The following is a 15,546-nucleotide window of genomic DNA, read 5'->3' as shown; positions in this document are numbered from 1 at the left end:
CGCGGAAACGGGGATGGTTGCCGGATAATGCGCCGACAACCAGGCATAAGAAGGATGCACCAGTAATGGGGGCAGGGGGAGAGCAGGACAAGGTAGTGGCCGCCGCCGACGCGGCACCGCGCAGGCGCTGGCGCTGGAAGCGGCTGCTGTGGCTGCCGGTGCTGTTCGTGGCCTTCAGCTGCCTGCAGGTGCTGGTGCTGCGTTTCATCGATCCGCCGCTGTCCACGGTGATGGTCTGGCGTTTCGGTGAGGCACTGGGTGAAGGCGACTGGTCCTACCGGCTGCACTACCAGTGGCGGGACCTTGACCAGATGGCGCCGAGCCTGCCGATTTCGCTGGTGGCCGCAGAAGACCAGCGCTTCCCGGACCATAGCGGGTTCGACCTGCAGGCCATTGAAAAGGCGCGCGACCACAACGCGCGGGGCGGGCGCCTGCGCGGGGCCAGCACGATCAGCCAGCAGGTGGCCAAGAACCTGTTCCTGTGGCAGGGCCGCAGCTGGATCCGCAAGGGCCTGGAGGTCTGGTACACGGTGCTGATCGAAGCCTTCTGGCCGAAGCAGCGGATCCTGGAGATGTACGCCAACATCGCCGAGTTCGGCGACGGTGTGTATGGCGCCCAGGCAGCGGCGCAGACATTCTGGGGCAAGGACGCCGCGCGGCTGAGCCCTGCCGAGAGCGCGCGTCTGGCGGCAGTGCTGCCGGCGCCGCGCCGCTACAACGCGGCCAAGCCAGGCCCCTACGTTCAGCGTCGTGCGGCGTGGATCCAGCGGCAGGCACGGCAGCTGGGTGGAGCGGGGTACCTGGCGGAGGACTGAGGGGCCACGACACCAGGTGTCCGTGGTGCCTTCCGATGCGGGAAGCGGGTATTTCGAACGCTGGACTGACGGGCTGCATCCCCGTCAACGACGTACAATCCGGCGATGACTCGTGAGCGTCTTACCTTCGTCATCGCCGCACACAACGAAGAGCTGGTGCTGCCCCAGCTGCATCCGCGATTGTGCGCGGTACTGGACGGCCTGGCCGGAATCGATGGTCACATCCTGTACGTGGATGACGGCAGCAGTGACACGACCTGGTCGTTGATCGCCTCGCTGGCCCAGGCCGACCCGCGGGTATCGGCGCTGAAGCTGTCGCGCAACTTCGGCAAGGAGGCGGCGCTGACCGCCGGCCTGGACCATGTGCGCGAAGGCGCGGCGATGATCCTCGACGCTGATGGCCAGGACCCGCCGGAACTGGTGCCGCACTTTGTCGAACGTTGGCGGCAGGGCTACGACAACGTCTACGGCACGCGCCTGGTCCGTGACGGTGAGAGCTGGAGCAAGCGCGCTGCCGCATCGGTGTTCTACCGGGTGATTGGTCGCCTCTCGCGGACGCCCATTCCGGCCGATACCGGCGATTTCCGCTTGTTGTCGCCGCGCGCGCTGAGCGCATTGCGCGAGATGCGCGAACGTCACCGGTTCATGAAGGGGCTCTTCAGCTGGGTCGGTTTCCGCCGCGTGGCGGTGCCGTATCACCGGCATGCCCGTTTGGCCGGCAGCAGCAAGTTCAGCCTGTGGCGGCTGTGGAACTTCGCACTGGAAGGGATCACCGGCTTCTCGACGGTCCCGCTGCGGGCGGCCACCTACATGGGGCTGGCCACCGCAGGCGTGGCCTTCGTGTTTGCCATCTGGGTGATTGCGAAGGCGGCGTTGTACGGCGACCGGGTGGCCGGGTGGCCGACCATGATGGCGGTGATCCTGTTCCTCGGGGGCGTGCAGTTGATCGCGCTGGGGCTTATCGGCGAGTACCTGGGACGCCTGTACGAGGAGTCCAAGCAACGGCCGTTGTACCTGGTTGACGCATGGTTGGCCCCTTCCGTGGCAGACTCGGAGCTGCAACCCACCCTGGGAGGGCAGGCAGATGACGTCGGTACGGCAACTGTTGGACGGCAAGTCCCCTGAAGTGCATGCGGTCGCGCCAGGCGCGGCGGTGATCGATGCGATCCGGTTGATGGCGCAGAAGGGCATCGGCGCGGTGCTGGTGATGGATGGCCCGCGACTGGTCGGGATCCTCTCCGAGCGTGATTACGCACGCAAGATCGTGCTCCACGATCGTTCGTCGCGTGACACCGCAGTGTCGGAAATCATGACCGCGAAAGTAGTGACGGTGAGTCCCGGTGAGCAGGTGGAACACTGCCTGCAGCTGGTGACCGATTACCGCATCCGCCATCTGCCGGTGGTCGAGGGCGGGCAGGTACTGGGGGTGATTTCCATCGGTGACCTGGTGAAGTCGGTGATCGATGCGCAGCGGCGCGAGCTGGATCAGCTGCAGCAGTACATCGTGGCGGGGTGAGTTCTGTCGCTGGCGGGCCTGCGGCCCGCCGGCCCGCTTTTTCAAGCAACTGCCAAAGCCAAAGCCAAGGCAGCGCCTTCCTGTTACGCAGGGGAGGCGGCGGGCATGGCCGTGCAGGACACGCCGTAAACCCGTCCATGGGGGCTCGATGGCGCCATCCATGGCGCCAACGGTCCTGCACGGCCATGCCCTCCGCCTCAGGACACGTTCCTGCGAGCGCGGCCGCCTTCACCCTGACTGTCTGCCGTTGGTAGATGCCAACCTTGGTTGGCACTGCTTTTGATTCTGCTCTGTACGTCTTCTTTTGACTTTGAATTTCTGCTCTCGTTCCGCGCGCGCAGGAAACTTTCGGGAGGGTGACGGGTGGCCCAGGCAGGACCGTTGGCGCCATGGATGGCGCCATCGAGCCCCCATGGGTGAGGGCGCTTTGCTTGCGAAGCACTGCTTCGCAAGCGCCCGAACGCACAGCCGCCAGCGGCTGGGCCGGACCGCGGAGCGGGGTTCACGGCGTGTCCTGCCTGGGCCACCCGTCACCCTCGTCCCATTTGCAGTAGGGCGCCGAACGCCCGCTCTACTTCGCGTAATGCCCACCGCAGTCGGCATCCTTGCCCGGACCCAGTTCGATGGTGGCCAGCAGTGCCGCCGGCGGCGCGATGCTGCCCAGCGTCAACGCGACCGCACCCCGGATACCCAGCGCCTTGAAGTCCGGGCGGAACGACGGGTCCTTGAAGGTGCCGCCGATGCGCAGCGGCGAGCGCAGCACCAGGATGCTCCTGTCCTTCGGTCGTGGCTTCAGCAGCAGGTCCAGCGTTTCATCGCGCAGGCTGACATCTCCCTCGCCGAGGATGATCGTATCGGTGGTGTCCACTGCCATCGACCGGGTATGCATCAGGCCCTCGCGCACGCCGAAGTCGGCGAAGGCGCATCGCAGCGGAATCTGTTTGTCGCCGGTGAACAGGAATTTCAACGACTCGGTGATGTCCAGTCCCGCCACTTCCATCAGCAGGTTGCCGACGTGGCCGCGGCCCATGCCCAGCGCCACGTTGCCGCTGCTGCTGCCGAGCATCGCGGCGATCGAGTTGCCGTTGCCGGTCAGGTCAATGGCGCCGCTGATACCCCCCTTGGCCTGTTCGGCCAGCTTGGCGTCGGGGAACAACTGGCCCAGCTGCACTCCGCGCACGCTGGCCTTCAACGAGGTTGCAATCTGCGGGCGACGTGCGTCCATGCGGATCGTGCTGCGGATGTCGCCGCCGGCAACGCCGAAGTTCAGCGGGTCCAGCCGCAGTACACCATCGTCCAGCAGCAGGTGTGCATCCATGTCGTCCAGCGGCAGCTTGGGTGCATTGATGCGCTGGGCCTTCCAGCGCACGTCGGCATCCATCGCGCGCAGCTTGCCCAGGTTGTACGGCGTGGCCGGCAGCACTTTGGCGCTGGCGGCTACGCGCGCAGCCTCGGCCCGCTGTTCTGCATTGGCGGTCTCGCCGCCACCGGTCTTCGGGGGGGCACCGACGAAGCCGGCAAGGTCATCGAAATCGAGGCGGCGCGACACCAGGTTCGCGGTCATCCGTGGGCGTTCCCTGGAGACATCGAACTGCACATCGCCGCCCAGGTCACTGTCGCCGACTTTGCCGGTGAAGCGCTCGTAGCGCCAGACCTGGTGATCGCGCTTCAGGCGGCCATCCAGTGCGTAGGGCGGGGAAGGCGGAATGGCGATGCCCAGCAATGGATACAGGTCGGCCAGGTCTTGACCGCTCAGCGCGAACTGCAGGTCGAACACCTGCAGCTGGAACGGGTTGGTCAAGGTGCCGCTGGCAACGGCATGGGTGGCTCCGGCGCGGCCATCCAGATGGATGCGGAAGGGGTGTGCGCTGTCAGTCAGTTCCAGCGGCGATTCGGTCCCACCGCTCAGGGTAAAGGGATTGCCCTGCCAGCGGCCCTTGCCGGCCACCAGCAACGGTGGTGCGGCGTCGGCCTGTTTCGGTTGCCCGCTGCGCACGTTCACCAGGATGTCGGTGCGGCCGAGTGCGTCCAGGAACTGCAGGCGACCGTCGTCAATGTGCAGGCGCTTGAGCTGCGGCGTGGTGCCGCCCTTGCTGTCGCCGAGGAAGTTCCAGTTGCCGGGGTCACCTTTGCGCGGGGCGGTTTCCAGCAGTACGTCCGGGCGGGTCAGGCGCACTTCGGGCAGTTGCACGCTGCCACGCAGCAGCGGCCACACCCGTACGTCGATCTCGACCCGGTCGGCGCTGACCATGGTGGGCTGCTTCGCCCAGGGCGCATTGGCAAAGGTAAGGGTATCGGCGCGCACGGTGCTGGTGCGGCCGAGGTCGACATCCAGGTTGCCGATGTGCAGGGCGCGGCCGGTGCGCGCCTGTACCGCACGTTCGACCGGGCCCTTGAACCAGTTCCAGTCCCACAGGGCGATGAGGACCAGCAGTGCCGCGAACAGGAACACCAGCACGGCGAGCCAGCGCTGCCCGCGGCGACCGGGACGACGCAGGCGCCAGCGCGGCACCTTGGGAGCAGCAGGAGCAGAGGCAGCATTCACACCGCCATGGTTGCCCCGTCGGGGTGGACGGGGCGCGAAGCGATCATGTGCATCGTGTGCAGAGCCGGTGCCTGCTCGCCGGCCAGGGGCCTGGCGTTACCCTCAATACGGGGTCACAGCACCTGTCGAGTAACGGCGACGAAGTGGCAGACGCTGCCACCGATCACGAACAGATGCCAGATCGCATGCGAATAGGGGATGGATTCGCGGTGGTAGAAGTACGTGCCCAGCGTATAGGACAGGCCACCGCCGAACAGCCAGGCAAGCGTCCCACCATCGATCGAGGCCCACATCGGCTTGATCGCCACCACCACCAGCCAGCCCATGGCGATGTAGATCACCGTGGACAGCAGCTTGAAGCGGCCGGTGTAGAACAGCTTGAACACCACGCCGCCGAGCGCCAGCGCCCAGATCGCGGTGAACATGCCCCAGCCCCAGGGGCCGCGCAGGCCGATCAGGGTGAACGGGGTATAGGTACCGGCGATCAGCACATAGATCGCGCAATGGTCGAACACCTTCAGGCGGCCCTTGGCCTGCGGGTGCTGGATGGCGTGGTACAGCGTGGAGGCGGTGTACAGCAGCAGCAGGGCGATGCCGAACACGATCGCACTGGCCAGCTGCCAGCCATCGCCGTAGATCGCGGCCAGGGTGATCAACACCGCGCTGGCGGCCAGGGCAAGCACCGCACCCAGCCCGTGGGTCAGGGCGCTGGCAATTTCTTCGCGGATCGAATCAACGGAAGTCGTGGACATGGCATGGGCATCGTCTGCAGGGAGGGGGACCTGCACCCCCCTATCATCGCCGCGATGGCGGGCGCGTGCACCCCCGCCACCGTATGGTCGCTGGAATCAGTTGCCGGTGACCGTATGCGCGGCTTCACGGGTTGCCGAGAAACGCACGTCCGGCGCACGTTCCTGCGCCAGCTGCAGGTTGACCCGGGTCGGCGCCAGGTAGACCAGGTGGCCGGCCGCGTCGAGGGCCAGGTTCAGCGCGTTCTTCTCGCGGAACTCCTCCAGCTTCTTCTCGTTGCTGCAGTGGACCCAGCGCGCCGTGGTCACGCTGACCTGCTCGAAGGTGGCTTCCACGCCGTATTCGTCCTTCAGGCGGTAAGCGGCCACATCGAACTGCAGCACGCCCACCGCGCCCAGGATCAGGTCATTGCTGGTCAGCGGACGGAAGAACTGGGTCGCGCCTTCCTCGGACAGCTGTGCCAGGCCCTTCTGCAGCTGCTTGAGCTTGAGCGGATCGCGCAGGCGGGCGCGACGGAACAGTTCCGGGGCGAAGTTGGGGATGCCGGTGAAGGTGATCGCCTCGCCTTCGGTGAAGGTGTCGCCGATGGAAATCGTGCCGTGGTTGTGGATGCCGATGACATCGCCCGGCCACGCCTCGGCGGCGATTTCACGGTCGCTGGCCATGAAGGTCAGCGCATTGGCCAGCTTCATGTCCTTGCCGGTGCGCACGTGCAGGGTCTTCATGCCGGCAGTGAACCGGCCCGAGCAGACGCGCATGAACGCCACGCGGTCACGGTGCTGCGGGTCCATGTTGGCCTGGATCTTGAACACGAAGCCGGTCAGCTTCGGCTCCTGCGGGGCGACGTCGCGACCGGTGGTGGAGCGCGCCTGCGGCGACGGTGCGTGTTCGACGAAGAAGTCCAGCAGCGGCTGCACGCCGAAGTTGTTCACGCCCGAACCGAAGAACACCGGGGTCTGCTTGCCGGCCCGGTAGGCCTGCAGGTCGAACGGGTGGCTGGCACCCTGCACCAGTTCCAGTTCGTCGCGCAGGTCGGCCAGCATCCGCTCGCCGATCTTCTCGGCCAGCCCGGGCGAATCGATCGAGGGGAAGATGGTCGAATCCTGACGGGTGAAGTTGCGGCCCTGCTCGTACAGATGCACTTCGCCGGTGATCAGGTGGACCACGCCCTTCAGGCGCTGGCCCATGCCGATCGGCCAGGTGACCGGTGCGCACTGGATGCCGAGCACGCTTTCAACCTCGTCCAGCAGGTCGATCGGCTCCTTGCCCTCGCGATCGAGCTTGTTGATGAAGGTCATGATCGGGGTGTCGCGCAGGCGGCACACTTCCATCAGCTTGATGGTGCGCTCTTCCACGCCCTTGGCCACGTCGATCACCATCAGCGCCGAGTCCACCGCGGTCAGCACGCGGTAGGTGTCCTCGCCGAAGTCGGCGTGGCCTGGGGTGTCGAGCAGGTTGATGATCTTGCCTTCGTACGGGAACTGCATCACCGAGGAGGTGACGGAGATGCCGCGCTCCTTTTCCAGCGCCATCCAGTCCGAGGTGGCGTGGCGGGCAGCCTTGCGGCCCTTCACCGAGCCGGCCATCTGGATCGCGCCTCCGAACAGCAGCAGCTTTTCGGTCAGCGTGGTCTTGCCGGCGTCAGGGTGGGAAATGATGGCGAACGTGCGGCGACGCGACGCTTCGGTGGCGACTTCGGACATGGCAGTGGCGCCCGCACGGGGCGCTTTTCAAAGAGATAAGCGCCCGATTATACCGGCCTGCCGGCGTCGGCGGGTCAGCGCCCGGCGCTGGCGTCCCCGCTGCCCTCACGGGCGAAGTGCAATTCGCCCTGCGGGGCGAGGATGCGCACCGGCACCGAACGCAGCCCCATGCCCCGGTTGAGCTGCACCACGAAGTGCAGGTGCGGTGCGGTGCTGTAGCCACTGTTGCCGGACAGGCCGATCGGCTGCCCGGCCTGCACGGCCTGGCCGGGACGCACGCGCATGCCGCCGGCCTGCAGATGGGCGTACATCGCCATGCTGCCGTCGCTGTGCAGGATACGAACGAAGTTGGCGCGTCCGGCATCGCGTTCACGGTCCAGACCATTGCCGCGGAAACCGTCCTGTACCTGCATCACCGTACCCTCGCGGGCGGCCAGGACCTGCGTTGCTTCGGGCAGGGCAAAGTCGATGGCGTCGCGGTTCTCCTCGTCATCGTGGCTGAACCGGCCCTGCGGCGCCTGGTCCACGCGCAGCTGGGCAGCCTGGAACGGCAGGCGATAGGCGACGTCTTCGGCGCGCGCGGCCGGATTGCCCGGCACCGACTGCAGACGAAGATCCAGTGCCTTGCCGTTGGCAGGAGAGGGAAGATGGCCCACCACCAGGCTGCCGGTGGCCTGCACCAGTGACTGCAGCGGCAGGCCCTCCACCTGTGTGCCGGGGGCGGCGCGCAGCTCGATCTGCACCGGGCCGGACAGTGGGTTGTCGATCCGCGCCTGCCACTGGTCGCCCAGCGACTGCAGGCGCAGGCGGGCCATCGGCGCCGCCTGCGGCGTGGCGCCGGCCGTGCGCGCGGCCGGCGTCTGTGGCACCAGTCCCCAGCCCTGGCGCCAGTCGGCAGCGTTCGCGGGGGCGCTCGCCAACAGGGGCAGCAGGAGGCAGGGCAGGGGCAGGCGGCGCATCGAAGGCTCCAGCGACATGGACCGCCGGGACTCTACGCAAGCTGTCGGGACGGGGGAAGGGTGGGGGCTTTGCATTCATCCATCTCTTTATCCGCATGAAAGGATTGACATGCCCGAAAAGGACTGGCATCGTGGCTCCACCATCGAGACCGGCAGAGGGACAGGCCCTTTGAAGCCGGGGCAGCCCGCAGACGCGAAAGCGCCTGCGTAGGTGCCAAATCCTGCGGGGACCGTGGCGTCCACCGAAAGATGGTTCGAACCTGCACCCAACGTGCACTTCGAACGCGAGCCCCGCGAAGGCTCGATGGCCGATTTCCCTACCGGAACCCGCCATGAGCTTCGCCACCAGCACCGTGCTTCGCCCCGAACCCTTTGTCCCCGTCAGCGTGCCGGTCGATGACCGCGTGCACGCCGAGCGCGGCGAGTTCGCCGCCGTGCTGTCGATGCGTCATGCCGGCCCCTGCCCGGTGCGCCTGCGCTATGAGTGGGTCGGTCCGGTCAACGCACCGGTGGTGGTGCTGGCCGGCGGCATTTCCGCGCACCGCCATGTAGCCTCCAATGCGCAGTTCAGCGAGAAGGGCTGGGCCGAAGGCCTGGTCGGCAGTGGCCGCGCACTGGATCCGCAGCAGCTGCGTGTGCTCGCGTTCGATTTCATCGGCGCCGACGGTGCGTTGGATGTGCCGATCGATACCGCCGACCAGGCCGATGCGTTGGCGCTGCTGCTGGATCACCTCGGCATCCGCGCATTGAAGGCATTCGTCGGCTATTCCTACGGCGCGCTGGTCGGCCAGCAGTTCGCGATCCGCCACCGTGCCCGGGTACGCCAGCTGGTGCTGGCCAGCGGTGCGCACCGCCCGCACCCGTATGCCGCCGCCTGGCGTGCGCTGCAGCGCCGTGCCGTGGCGCTGGGCCAGCTGCAGTGTGGCGAAGACCACGGCCTGGCGCTGGCCCGCCAGTTCGCCATGCTCAGCTACCGCACACCGGAAGAATTCGGCGAACGCTTCGATGCAGCACCGGAGGTGGTCAATGGCCGCGTCCGTGTCGCGGCCGAAGACTATCTCGACGCGGCTGGTGCGCAGTACGTCGCGCGCACGCCGGTCAATGCCTACCTGCGCCTGTCCGAGTCGATCGACCTGCACCGCGTGGACCCGAGCGCGATCCTGCCGCCGACCGTGGTGGTTGCCGTTGAAGGCGACCGCCTGGTTCCGCTTGCCGACCTGGTCGGCCTGGTCGAGGGACTGGGCCCACGCGGCAGCCTGCGCGTGCTGCGCTCGCCCTACGGTCACGACGCCTTCCTGAAAGAAACCGATCGCATCGACGCGATCCTCGCCACCGCCTTCCGCACTTCTGGAGAGTCCGCATGAGCCTGCACGCCGCTGAACCGTCCTGTTGTCGCACCACCGCCGCCGTCCGCGCCGGCATCGATCGCGACACCGCCCATGGCGCGGTCACGCCGCCGATCGTGCTGTCGTCGAACTTCAGCTTTGAAGGCTTCGGCAACAAGCGCCAGTACGACTACACCCGGAGTGGCAATCCCACGCGCGACCTGCTGGGTGAGGCGCTGGCCGAACTGGAAGGCGGCGCCGGCGGCGTGGTCACCGCCACCGGCATGGGCGCGATCAACCTGGTGCTGAACGCACTGCTGCAGCCCGGCGACACCCTGGTGGTGCCACACGATGCGTACGGCGGCAGCTGGCGCCTGTTCAACGCGCTGGCGAAGAAAGGCCATTTCGAACTGGTCACTGCCGACCTGACCGACCCGCGCGCGCTGGCCCAGGCCCTGGCCACGCAGCCGAAGCTGGTGCTGGTGGAAACCCCGTCCAACCCGCTGCTGCGCATCACCGACCTGCGCTTCGTGATCGACGCGGCGCACAAAGCCGGTGCGCTGGTGGTGGTCGACAACACGTTCCTGTCGCCGGCATTGCAGCAACCGCTGTCGTTCGGCGCGGACCTGGTGCTGCACTCCACCACCAAGTACATCAACGGCCACAGCGACGTGGTCGGTGGTGCGGTGATTGCCCGCGATCCCGCCGTGCATGAACAGCTGGTGTGGTGGGGCAATGCCCTGGGCCTTACCGGCTCGCCGTTCGATGCGTTCCTGACCCTGCGCGGCCTGCGTACGCTGGATGCACGCCTGCGCGCGCACCAGGAAAACACCGCCGCGATCGTGGCGCTGCTTGATGCGCATCCTGCGGTGGCCAAGGTCTACTACCCGGGCCTGGCCGATCATCCGGGCCACGCCGTTGCCGCGCGTCAGCAGAGTGGTTTCGGCGCGATGCTGTCCTTCGAACTGGCCAGCTGTGCCGGCGATGATCCGCATGCTGCTGTACGCGCGTTCGTCGATGGCCTGCGTTACTTCACGCTGGCCGAGTCGCTGGGAGGCGTGGAAAGCCTGATCGCACACCCGGCGACCATGACCCACGCGGCAATGACTGCCGAAGCACGCGCGGCTGCGGGCATCAGTGAAGGCCTGCTGCGTCTGTCGGTCGGTATCGAGGGCGAGCGCGACCTGCTGGCCGATCTGGGCAGCGCTCTGGCGCGCGCCGAGGCGGTGATCGATGCGGTGGCGCGCGGCAAACAGGTGGCAGACGCATGAGCGCTTTGCCTGTCGAGATTCCGCTGCTGGGGACCGGCCGCCTGGCGCTGCTCGGAACCGGCACCGTCGGTTCGGCCTTCGTGCAGCGCTACCAGGCGTTGCAGGCGCGTGGGCTGGAACTGCCCAGCGTGCAGTGGCTGGCCAATTCACGCACCGCGCTGGCGATCGACCGCGATCTGGCGTTGCCGCTGGAACTGGCACGGCGTGCGCCGCGCGATGGGCAGAGTTCGCCGCCGTGGGCCAGCGCTGAAGGGCTGGAGCGTGGCGACGTGGTGGTCGATGCCACCGCCAGCGAAGATGTAGCGGCGCGCCACGTTCAGTGGTTGGCGCGCGGTGTGCACGTGGTGACCGCCAACAAGCTTGGCCGCGGTGCGCAGCTGTCGCGCGCGCAGGCCATCGCCGATCGTTGCGCCGACAGTGGTGCGCGTTACGGCGACAGCGCCACCGTCGGCGCCGGCCTGCCGTTGCTCAGCAGCCTGCGCGCGCTGGTTGCCGGTGGCGACCACATCCATGCCATCGAGGGCGTGCTTTCCGGTTCGCTGGCGTGGCTGTTCAATCGTTATGACGGCCAGTCGCCGTTCTCGGCGGCGGTGCGTGAAGCGCTGGCGGCCGGCTACACCGAGCCGGACCCGCGGCTGGATCTTTCCGGCGAGGATGTGCGCCGCAAGCTGTTGATCCTGGCCCGCAGCAGCGGATTGGCGCTGGACGCGTCGCAGGTGCAGGTCGACTCACTGGTGCCGGATGCGCTGGCTGCGCTGCCGCTGGAAGATGCAGTGAATGCGCTGGAGCAGCTGGATGCACCGCTGCAGGCACGTTGGCAGCGGGCGTGCGACAACGGCCGGGTGCTGCGTTTTGTCGGGCGCGTCGATGGCGAGGGTGCGCAGGTGGGCCTGCGTGAGCTGGCTGCCGACCATCCGCTGGCGCAGGGCGCGGGCACCGACAACCGCGTGGCCATCCACAGCGATCGCTATCGCGCGCAGCCGCTGTTGATCCAGGGGCCGGGCGCGGGTGCGGAAGTGACCGCAGCGGCGCTGCTGGATGACGTGCTGCGGATCGTGGGGTGAGCCCGGCCGCCGCTGCGCTCGCCGGGCGTGGCCCGGCGCTACCCACGCCGATCCTCGTAGCGCCGGGCCATGCCCGGCGGTTATGGAACTTCAACGCGCTTTGAGTGCCTTCAACAATGCGGCATTGAACTGCTTCGGGTCCTGCACCTGCGGCGAATGGCCCAGTGCCGCGAACTCGACCAGGGTCGAGCCGGGTATCGCCGCCGCTGCCGCTTTGCCCAGTGCCGGGTAGTTGCCCAGCGTCGCCTTCAGTTCGGGCGATGCCTGGTCACGGCCGATCGCCGTGCGGTCCTTCTGGCCGATGAACAAGGTGGTCGGCACCTGCAGGTTCTTCAGTTCGTAGACGACGGGCTGGTTGAACACCATGTCCGAGGTCAGTGCCTGGCTCCAGGCCACCTGCTGCTTGCCTGCGCCTTCGTACATGCCCGACTGCATGCGCGCCCACGGTTCATACGCCGGCTTCCACTTGCCGTCGTAGTACACATCCAGCTGGTAGCGGCGGATGCTGTCATAGCTGATGTTCATTTCGCCGGCATACCACGCGTCCACGCTGCGCCAGGGCACGCCCTGCGCCTTCCAGTCTTCCAGCCCGATCGGATTGACCAGCGAAAGACTGCGCATATCCTGCGGATACATCAGCGCATAACGGATGGCCAGCATGCCGCCCATCGAATGGCCGACCACGTGCACCGGTACATCACCCAGCTGCAGCTGCTGCAGCAGCGCATGGGTATTGTCGGCCAGCTGCCCGAACGAATACTGGTAGCGCTCGGGCTTGCTGGATTTGCAGAAACCCACCTGGTCCGGCGCGATCACCCGGTAGCCTGCCGCCACCAGCGGCTTGATCGTCTCCTTCCAGGTTGCCGCGCAGAAGTTCTTGCCATGCAGCAGCACCACCACGCCGATCGGCTTCTTCTTCGGCGCAACATCCAGATAGGCCATCTCCAAGGCCTGGCGCTGCGATTCCAGTGCAAAGGTCTTCACTGGATAGCCGTAGTCGAAGCCCTCCAGCCGCGGCCCGTAGGTTGGCGCAGCGAGAGCGGACAGCGGAAGGCAGGCAAGCAGGGCGGTGGCGATCACGCGCATGGGACATTCCGGGGCAGGGGGATGCCCGAGCCTAACCGGAAAACGGTGACGGTGTTGTCCGGTCGAGAACGGCACTGCAGAGCCGGGTCGATGCCCGGCCCTGCAGTAGAGCCAGGCCATGCCCGGCCCTGCAGACCATCAGCACTCGATGACGTTCACCGCCAGGCCGCCGCGGCTGGTTTCCTTGTACTTGTCCTGCATGTCGCGGCCGGTATCGCGCATGGTCTTGATGACCTTGTCCAGCGACACCTTGTGCTTGCCGTCGCCGCGCATGGCCATGCGCGAGGCGTTGATCGCCTTCACCGCACCCATCGCGTTGCGCTCGATGCACGGGATCTGCACCAGGCCACCGATCGGATCGCAGGTCAGGCCCAGGTTGTGCTCCATGCCGATTTCCGCCGCGTTCTCGATCTGGCTCGGGTTGCCGCCCAGCGCCGCGACCAGGCCACCGGCGGCCATCGAACAGGCTACGCCGACCTCGCCCTGGCAACCCACTTCGGCGCCGGAGATCGAGGCGTTTTCCTTGTACAGGATGCCGATCGCCGCCGAGGTCAGCAGGAAGTCGAACACCCGCTGTTCGTTCGCGCCCGGGCAGAAGCGGTCGAAGTAGTGCAGCACCGCCGGCAGTACACCCGCCGCGCCGTTGGTGGGTGCGGTGACCACGCGGCCACCGGCAGCGTTCTCTTCGTTCACGGCCAGTGCGTACAGGTTGACCCAGTCCAGCGTGGTCAGCGGGTCCCGCATCGCCGCTTCCGGCTTCGACGACAGCTCGCGGTACAGCGCCGGCGCGCGGCGGCCCACTTTCAGGCCACCCGGCAGCACGCCTTCCTCGCGGATGCCGCGCGCCACGCAGGCCTGCATTGCGCTCCAGATCTCGCGCAGGTTGTCGCGGATCTCGTCCTCGCTGCGCCAGCATTTCTCGTTCTCGAACATCAACTGGGCGATGCTCAGGCCACTGCGCGCGGTCTGCGCCAGCAGCTCGTCGCCGCTCTTGAACGGGTAGGGCAGCGGCGTTTCGTCAGGCACGATACGATCATCGGCAGCATCGTCCTGGTTGACCACGAAGCCACCACCGACCGAGTAGTAATCGCGGGTGGCCAGCACTTCGTCATCGGCGTTGTACGCGGTGAAGCGCATGCCGTTGGTGTGGTAGGGCAGCTTCTGCCGCTTGTTCAGGCCGAGGTCGCGCTTTTCGTCGAAGGCGATCTCGTGCTGGCCCATCAGCATGATCCGCTTGCTGCTGCGGATGCGCTCCAGCGTGGACGGAATGATGTCCGGGTCGATCAGGTTCGGACGCTGCCCTTCCAGGCCGAGCAGGATCGCCTTGTCGGTGCCGTGGCCGCGACCGGTCAGTGCCAGCGAGCCGTACACGTCGGCACGGATGCGTGCGACCTGCGCAAGCTTGCCCGGGTCGAGCAGCCACCGATGGATGAAGCGCTCGGCGGCCCTCATCGGCCCGACGGTGTGCGAGGAGCTCGGGCCAATGCCGATCTTGAAAACGTCGAACGTGCTGACAGCCATGGTTGCCGTACTGCGGGTACCGGGAGAGACCGCTATTCTAGCGGTTCACGCCGCACTTCCATGACTGCGGCGCAGCATTTCCGCCAAGGGAGCAAACCCCGGTGTTGACCCTGTTCCAGCGTGACGACTGCCATCTGTGTGACATGGCCCTGGCCGAACTGGCCAGGGCGCGGGCGCCCGAGTTCGAATCGGTGTTCCTCGATGACCAGCCGGCGCTGGAGGCGCGCTATGGGGCGCGGGTGCCGGTGCTGCGCGATGAGCGCGGTGGGCGGGAGCTGGACTGGCCGTTCGATGCGGCCACGGTGCAGGCCTGGCTGTTGGCAGGCAGGTAACGCCGGGCCATGCCTGGCGAGCGCGAAGCGCGGCCAGCGGTGGAAGCCGCCGGGCATGGCCCGGCGCTACCAGAACGAAGGCGTCTTATTTCGCGTCGAACTTCACGATCGTGCTGATCGCGGTTTCGTCCGGGATGGTCTTGGTATCAGCCCAGTCGCCGCCACCGACACCGAAGTCCAGGCGCTTGACCGTGGCCTTGCCGGTCAGCACCGGCTGCGCGCCGGGCTTCCAGGTGAAAGTGAAGGTGACCGGCTTGCTCACGCCGCGCAGTTCCAGCGTGCCGTCGGCGGCGAACTGGTCGTTGCCGAGCGCGCGGAAGCCCTTGGCGGTGTAGCGTGCGGTAGCGAACTTGCCGACGTTGAAGAAATCCGCGCCCTGCAGGGTGGAGTCGCGGTCGCTGTTGCCGCTCTTGGCGCCGGCCAGCGGAATCACCACGTCCAGCGAACCTGCGGACGGATTGGCCGGGTCGAAGCTGAGCTTGGTGGCAAAGCCCGGGAAGCTGCCGGTGAACACTTCACCGTCGTACTTGGTGGCAAAGGCCAGGAACGAACCGGCACCCGGCGCCTGGGCGTAATCGGCGGCGAGCACCGGTGCGGTGGCCAGCATGCCGGCAAGGGCGGCGGCCACGGCGGCCGGAGTGGTCAGTTTCAGGTTCATC

At 67.1% G+C, this 15,546-nt stretch carries 14 protein-coding genes and 1 riboswitch; of the genes, 7 read left to right on the top strand and 7 right to left on the bottom strand.

Annotated elements, in window-relative coordinates; genetic code table 11:
* Positions 1 to 65 precede the first annotated feature (65 nt).
* The 3 genes from mtgA (at position 66) to AC1DCU_RS13455 (ending at position 2,331) form a co-directional block, all read left to right on the top strand.
* On the top strand, positions 66 to 815 hold the full coding sequence (gene mtgA, locus AC1DCU_RS13465; RefSeq protein WP_025877813.1) for a monofunctional biosynthetic peptidoglycan transglycosylase: 750 nt from the start codon (positions 66 to 68) through the stop codon (positions 813 to 815).
* A gap of 105 nt (positions 816 to 920) precedes the next feature.
* Positions 921 to 1,940: a glycosyltransferase family 2 protein gene (locus AC1DCU_RS13460; RefSeq protein ID WP_025877815.1), complete on the top strand. Its 1,020-nt coding sequence runs from the start codon at positions 921 to 923 to the stop codon at positions 1,938 to 1,940.
* Entirely contained in the window at positions 1,900 to 2,331 is a 432-nt protein-coding gene (locus AC1DCU_RS13455) for a CBS domain-containing protein (RefSeq protein ID WP_025877817.1), read from the top strand. The genes AC1DCU_RS13460 and AC1DCU_RS13455 overlap by 41 nt, the downstream gene beginning before the upstream one ends.
* A gap of 571 nt (positions 2,332 to 2,902) precedes the next feature.
* On the opposite strand, the gene AC1DCU_RS13450 is transcribed toward AC1DCU_RS13455, so the two are convergent.
* The 4 genes from AC1DCU_RS13450 to AC1DCU_RS13435 form a co-directional block, all read right to left on the bottom strand.
* Positions 2,903 to 4,876, bottom strand: coding sequence for an AsmA family protein (locus tag AC1DCU_RS13450; protein ID WP_032976585.1), 1,974 nt, complete (start codon positions 4,874 to 4,876; stop codon positions 2,903 to 2,905).
* Positions 4,877 to 4,989: 113 nt separating this feature from the next.
* Complete coding sequence (gene trhA / locus AC1DCU_RS13445; RefSeq protein ID WP_025877819.1) at positions 4,990 to 5,628, bottom strand: PAQR family membrane homeostasis protein TrhA; 639 nt, start codon at positions 5,626 to 5,628, stop codon at positions 4,990 to 4,992.
* Positions 5,629 to 5,724: 96 nt separating this feature from the next.
* Positions 5,725 to 7,329 carry a peptide chain release factor 3 gene (locus AC1DCU_RS13440; RefSeq protein WP_025877820.1) on the bottom strand — a complete coding sequence of 535 codons (1,605 nt, stop codon included), beginning with the start codon at positions 7,327 to 7,329 and terminating at the stop codon, positions 5,725 to 5,727.
* 74 nt (positions 7,330 to 7,403) lie between these two features.
* Positions 7,404 to 8,288, bottom strand: coding sequence for a M23 family metallopeptidase (locus AC1DCU_RS13435; protein WP_442251737.1), 885 nt, complete (start codon positions 8,286 to 8,288; stop codon positions 7,404 to 7,406).
* 137 nt (positions 8,289 to 8,425) lie between these two features.
* Positions 8,426 to 8,544: riboswitch (SAM riboswitch) on the top strand.
* Between the two features lie 76 nt (positions 8,545 to 8,620).
* Here AC1DCU_RS13435 and metX point away from each other — a divergent pair.
* The 3 genes from metX to AC1DCU_RS13420 are packed head-to-tail and all read left to right on the top strand — an operon-like array spanning position 8,621 to position 11,948.
* A complete protein-coding gene (metX, locus tag AC1DCU_RS13430; RefSeq protein WP_025877822.1) occupies positions 8,621 to 9,652 on the top strand; it encodes a homoserine O-succinyltransferase MetX in 1,032 nt (343 codons plus the stop codon).
* On the top strand, positions 9,649 to 10,884 hold the full coding sequence (locus AC1DCU_RS13425; protein WP_025877824.1) for an O-succinylhomoserine (thiol)-lyase: 1,236 nt from the start codon (positions 9,649 to 9,651) through the stop codon (positions 10,882 to 10,884). The genes metX and AC1DCU_RS13425 overlap by 4 nt, the downstream gene beginning before the upstream one ends.
* Positions 10,881 to 11,948 (top strand): homoserine dehydrogenase family protein, encoded by a 1,068-nt coding sequence (locus AC1DCU_RS13420; RefSeq protein ID WP_442251738.1) that lies wholly within the window; start codon positions 10,881 to 10,883, stop codon positions 11,946 to 11,948. The genes AC1DCU_RS13425 and AC1DCU_RS13420 overlap by 4 nt, the downstream gene beginning before the upstream one ends.
* Positions 11,949 to 12,038: 90 nt before the next feature.
* Here the strand turns inward: AC1DCU_RS13420 and AC1DCU_RS13415 are convergent, their stop codons facing one another.
* Together AC1DCU_RS13415 and AC1DCU_RS13410 are read right to left on the bottom strand one after the other, a co-directional pair.
* Entirely contained in the window at positions 12,039 to 13,034 is a 996-nt protein-coding gene (locus AC1DCU_RS13415) for an alpha/beta fold hydrolase (RefSeq protein ID WP_032976590.1), read from the bottom strand.
* A gap of 138 nt (positions 13,035 to 13,172) precedes the next feature.
* Complete coding sequence (locus AC1DCU_RS13410; protein WP_025877828.1) at positions 13,173 to 14,555, bottom strand: L-serine ammonia-lyase; 1,383 nt, start codon at positions 14,553 to 14,555, stop codon at positions 13,173 to 13,175.
* A gap of 101 nt (positions 14,556 to 14,656) precedes the next feature.
* Between AC1DCU_RS13410 and AC1DCU_RS13405 the strand changes: the two genes are divergently transcribed.
* Positions 14,657 to 14,887, top strand: coding sequence for a glutaredoxin family protein (locus tag AC1DCU_RS13405; RefSeq protein ID WP_025877830.1), 231 nt, complete (start codon positions 14,657 to 14,659; stop codon positions 14,885 to 14,887).
* Positions 14,888 to 14,972: 85 nt separating this feature from the next.
* Here AC1DCU_RS13405 and AC1DCU_RS13400 read toward each other — a convergent pair whose 3' ends face one another.
* The gene (locus AC1DCU_RS13400) at positions 14,973 to 15,545 is read right to left on the bottom strand and encodes a YceI family protein (RefSeq protein ID WP_025877832.1); all 573 of its coding nucleotides are present in this window, start codon (positions 15,543 to 15,545) and stop codon (positions 14,973 to 14,975) included.
* Position 15,546: the final 1 nt, after the last annotated feature.

This window comes from Stenotrophomonas sp. 10L48, from assembly GCF_056395105.1.
Note: the sequence above shows the minus strand (reverse complement) of the source record. Positions and strands in the feature narration are given on the sequence as shown.

What these genes read in the sequence shown, in the direction of transcription:
- mtgA (WP_025877813.1), top strand. Translation starts at nt 66, where the DNA reads ATGGGGGCAGGGGGAGAGCAGGACAAGGTAGTGGCCGCCGCCGACGCG.
- AC1DCU_RS13460 (WP_025877815.1), top strand. Translation starts at nt 921, where the DNA reads ATGACTCGTGAGCGTCTTACCTTCGTCATCGCCGCACACAACGAAGAG.
- AC1DCU_RS13455 (WP_025877817.1), top strand. Translation starts at nt 1,900, where the DNA reads ATGACGTCGGTACGGCAACTGTTGGACGGCAAGTCCCCTGAAGTGCAT.
- trhA (WP_025877819.1), bottom strand. Translation starts at nt 5,628, where the DNA reads ATGTCCACGACTTCCGTTGATTCGATCCGCGAAGAAATTGCCAGCGCC.
- AC1DCU_RS13440 (WP_025877820.1), bottom strand. Translation starts at nt 7,329, where the DNA reads ATGTCCGAAGTCGCCACCGAAGCGTCGCGTCGCCGCACGTTCGCCATC.
- AC1DCU_RS13435 (WP_442251737.1), bottom strand. Translation starts at nt 8,288, where the DNA reads ATGCGCCGCCTGCCCCTGCCCTGCCTCCTGCTGCCCCTGTTGGCGAGC.
- metX (WP_025877822.1), top strand. Translation starts at nt 8,621, where the DNA reads ATGAGCTTCGCCACCAGCACCGTGCTTCGCCCCGAACCCTTTGTCCCC.
- AC1DCU_RS13425 (WP_025877824.1), top strand. Translation starts at nt 9,649, where the DNA reads ATGAGCCTGCACGCCGCTGAACCGTCCTGTTGTCGCACCACCGCCGCC.
- AC1DCU_RS13420 (WP_442251738.1), top strand. Translation starts at nt 10,881, where the DNA reads ATGAGCGCTTTGCCTGTCGAGATTCCGCTGCTGGGGACCGGCCGCCTG.
- AC1DCU_RS13415 (WP_032976590.1), bottom strand. Translation starts at nt 13,034, where the DNA reads ATGCGCGTGATCGCCACCGCCCTGCTTGCCTGCCTTCCGCTGTCCGCT.
- AC1DCU_RS13410 (WP_025877828.1), bottom strand. Translation starts at nt 14,555, where the DNA reads ATGGCTGTCAGCACGTTCGACGTTTTCAAGATCGGCATTGGCCCGAGC.
- AC1DCU_RS13400 (WP_025877832.1), bottom strand. Translation starts at nt 15,545, where the DNA reads ATGAACCTGAAACTGACCACTCCGGCCGCCGTGGCCGCCGCCCTTGCC.